The organism is Gordonia sp. (in: high G+C Gram-positive bacteria), assembly GCF_049299075.1.
Taxonomy (GTDB): domain Bacteria; phylum Actinomycetota; class Actinomycetes; order Mycobacteriales; family Mycobacteriaceae; genus Gordonia.
Map to the genome: position 1 here is coordinate 1 of NZ_JBAQWU010000400.1, position 3,338 is coordinate 3,338.

The 3,338-nt window shown below is 68.1% G+C and carries 5 protein-coding genes; 3 read left to right on the forward strand and 2 right to left on the reverse strand.

Features of this window, described 5'->3' with window-relative positions:
- From WAW85_RS12760 to WAW85_RS12770, 3 genes are all read left to right on the forward strand, one after another.
- On the forward strand, positions 1–581 hold a 581-nt coding region (locus tag WAW85_RS12760; RefSeq protein WP_422559981.1), incomplete at its 5' end, for a hypothetical protein.
- A 50-nt stretch (positions 582–631) separates the two neighbouring features.
- Positions 632–781, forward strand: a complete 150-nt coding sequence (locus WAW85_RS12765; RefSeq protein ID WP_422559982.1) for a hypothetical protein — start codon at positions 632–634, stop codon at positions 779–781.
- A gap of 105 nt (positions 782–886) precedes the next feature.
- On the forward strand, positions 887–1,429 hold the full coding sequence (locus WAW85_RS12770; protein ID WP_422559983.1) for a hypothetical protein: 543 nt from the start codon (positions 887–889) through the stop codon (positions 1,427–1,429).
- 16 nt (positions 1,430–1,445) lie between these two features.
- Here WAW85_RS12770 and WAW85_RS12775 read toward each other — a convergent pair whose 3' ends face one another.
- Complete coding sequence (locus WAW85_RS12775) at positions 1,446–1,709, reverse strand: HPr family phosphocarrier protein (protein ID WP_422559984.1); 264 nt, start codon at positions 1,707–1,709, stop codon at positions 1,446–1,448.
- A gap of 66 nt (positions 1,710–1,775) precedes the next feature.
- Positions 1,776–3,338: PTS fructose transporter subunit IIC (locus WAW85_RS12780; protein ID WP_422559985.1), on the reverse strand; the 1,563-nt coding region annotated here is incomplete at its 5' end.

Sequence of the window (3,338 nt, forward strand, 5' to 3'; positions counted from 1 at the left end):
ATGGATACGGCTATCCGCCTGCGCCGCAGAAGTCGAAGACCGGGCTGATCGCCGTCGTGGTCGCTGCCGTGGTGATCCTCGGTCTGGTCGTCGGCCTGCTGATCTGGCAGCCGTGGACGTCCGATGACCAGATTTCGGCCCCCGGCGGTGGGGGGCAGGAGTTCGCCATCGATCGCGGCATAGTGCTCACCGTCAAGGTTCCCGACGGCTGGCGGGCCGAGACCATGGACTACGACGGTGAGCGGGGGCTGATCATGGTGCCGGCGTCGGAGGGCAGCCCCGGAGCCTCGATCGTCGACGGATTCCGGCAGGGGCAGGTCGGTGCCGACACCCACGGCGTCTTCGCCAGCGCCGGGGAATGCCGATCGGGCAGCGGCACCCCGAAGGCCGTCGGCCAGTGGAGTGCCGAACCATCGATGGACCTGCCCGAGGTCGCGTTCACCGTCGCGACCCTGCGGGTCGATGACGCCGACTGTCTCGAAGTGGTCGGCATCGACGGCACCAGCGGCCGCGCGGCCGGCGACTGGGTCAGCAGCGCCTCGACTCAGGACACGTCGCTGCTCACCGCCCGCAAGCACTGAGGCTGCCCGCAAGCCCTGAGAATTTCCACACGAGCGCCAAAGGACTGACGATGACCAATCCGTGGGACCAGCAACCCGCCGGCGATGACGAGACCCAGATTGTGACGCCGCCCCCGCAGGTCGACTACCCGGCCCCGCCCGGCTACCCGGCCCCGCCCAGCTACCCCGGGGCGCCGGGCTACCCCGGGTCGCCCGGGTAAGGTCAGCCGGGGCCGACCGGGTATGCCCAGGCAGGCTATCGGCAGCCCGGATACGGCGGCTACCCGCCGGCGCCGCAGAAGTCGAAGACTGGCCTGATCGCCGGGGTGATCGCCGCCATCGTGATCGTGGGACTGGTCGTCGGGCTGCTGATCTGGCAGCCGTGGAGCTCGAACGACGACGCTGGCGGCACCGCGACCGCCGCGGCCCCGGAAGAGTTTCTGCTCGACCAGGACATCACCGTGATCGTCGAGGTTCCCGGGGGGTGGCGTGCCGAAGCCACTAGCTTCGACGGCGACCGGATCGTCATGCTCCTGCCGGACTCGGAAACCCGCTCCGCCGATACGGTGCTCGCCGACGCGGACCACCCGGAGACCGCCGGCGGCACGCACGCCGTGCTGGCTCGTGTCGATGAATGTGATGCGTCGAGCTCGGCGGGATACCAGGCGGTGGATACGTGGCGGCTCGGGAAACTGAAGACCGACGAGGACGGCTCTGTCCAGAATGCGGCGATGCGCGTCAACGGCCTGTATTGCCTGGATCTGGTGGGCGTGGATCTGCCCGCCGGGAGCACCCCGGCCGGTGATCTGGTGCGCGCGTCGGCAGTCGATGGCAACACGACCTTCACTGCCCGGGTGACGATCGACTGACGTCGCGGCAGATGACCTACTCGGCGTCCAGATCCTGGGCAACGAGGGCGGCGATCTGATCGACGGCGGCTTGATCGCTGCCCTCGACGATCACGGTGGCGCCCTTCTCGGCGCCTAGGGTCATGATCATCAGCGAACTGCCGGCGTCTACCGGGCCTTCGCCACCGTCGACGGCGAGGGTCACGTCGGAGTCGAGGGCCATGGCGGCCTTGGCGATGATGGTGGCCGGGCGGGCGTGCAGGCCGACGGCGGAGCCGACGGTGACGGTGGTGCTTGGCATGGGGAGATCCTTTCGATGAATGGATACTTCGGTGCGGATGCGTCGAAGGTGTTGGCTACGAACCTATTACGCCGCAGCCGCCGCCGGGGCGCCCTCGGCAGCAGAGGTAGTTCGGAATTGTTTAGCGGCGACGACGGCGACCGCCGACACCACGGTTCCCACGGCGAGGGCGATCAGGAACTTCCACCAGGTGCCGTTCATGGCGAATAGGACAAAGATGCCGCCGTGCGGGGCGCGCAGCTGAACATTCATGGCCATCGTGAGGGCCCCGGTCACCGCGCCGCCCAGCATCATCGACGGGATCACCCGGAACGGGTCGGCGGCGGCGAATGGGATAGCGCCCTCGGAGATGAACGACGCGCCCAGCAGCCAGGCGGCCTTGCCGTTCTCCCGCTCGGGGTCGGTGAAGGCGGTGGGCCGCAGCACAGTCGACGCCAGCGCGAGGGCGAGCGGGGGCACCATGCCGGCAGCCATGACCGCCGCCATGATCTCCCACTGTGGGGCGCTCGCCTCGGCGATGCCCAGACCCGCCACGCCGAACGCGTAGGCGGCCTTGTTGACCGGACCGCCCAGATCGAAGCACATCATCAGGCCGATGATGACGCCCAGGACGATCTTGGAGCTGCCCGACATCGAGTTCAGACCGTCGATCATCTGCGAGTTCAGCCAGCCCAACGGGCGACCAAGCAGAATGAACATGACACCGCCGACGAGGAGCGACGAGCAGAGCGGTATCACCACCACCGGCATCAGACCCGCAGCCCAGCGGGGCATGTCGATTCTGGTCAACCACAGAGTCACCACCCCGGCCAGTAGACCGCCGATCAGGCCGCCAATGAATCCGGCGTCGACGGCCAGGGCGACGGCGCCGGCCACGAAACCGGGGGCGATACCGGGTCGGTCGGCGATTGCATAGGCGATGTAGCCGGCCAGCACCGGCACCATGAAGGCCATGGCCAGGCTGCCGATGGCGAAGAAGACCGCACCCAGATACTGCAAGAGGCCGCCCGGCGGAAGGTCCCAGAGCGAGTTGTTGAGCGCATAGAACGCGGCATCGCTCATCCCGCCCTGACATGCGCCCGGATAGGTGACGTTCCCGTCGATCAGTGACTGCGGGATACACACCTTGGCGTTGGCTATCTCGTAACCGCCGAAGAGGAAACCGAGGGCCATCAGGAGCCCGCCGGCCGCGACGAACGGAATCATGTAACTGACGCCGGTGAGCAGCGATTGTTTGAGGCGACCGCCCATCCCGATGGCCGCACCGTCGTCGGCGCCGGATGCGGAGGCTCCGTCGCCGGCGGCTACGCGCCGGGCGTGCGGATTGTCCGCCGCGGTGAGGGCCTCGGCGATCATCGTGTCCGGCTCGTTGATGGCCCGCTTGACGCCGGACTCGATGACCGGCTTCCCGGCGAAGCGATCCTTGCCTTTGACTCCGACATCGGTGGCGAAGATGACGGCATCGGCGCGCTGGATCTGGTCCGCGCGGAACGGGGTGGTGCCCGAGGATCCCTGGGTTTCGACGAGGTACGTGACTCCGGCCCGCTCGGCCGCGAGCTTGAGGGCGTCCGCTGCCATGTACGTATGTGCGATTCCGGTGGGGCACGCGGTGATCGCCAGGATCAGCTT

Bases quoted from the DNA above. Each gene is read 5' to 3' on its own strand.
- WAW85_RS12765 (WP_422559982.1), top strand. From the start codon at position 632: ATGACCAATCCGTGGGACCAGCAACCCGCCGGCGATGACGAGACCCAG.
- WAW85_RS12775 (WP_422559984.1), bottom strand. From the start codon at position 1,709: ATGCCAAGCACCACCGTCACCGTCGGCTCCGCCGTCGGCCTGCACGCC.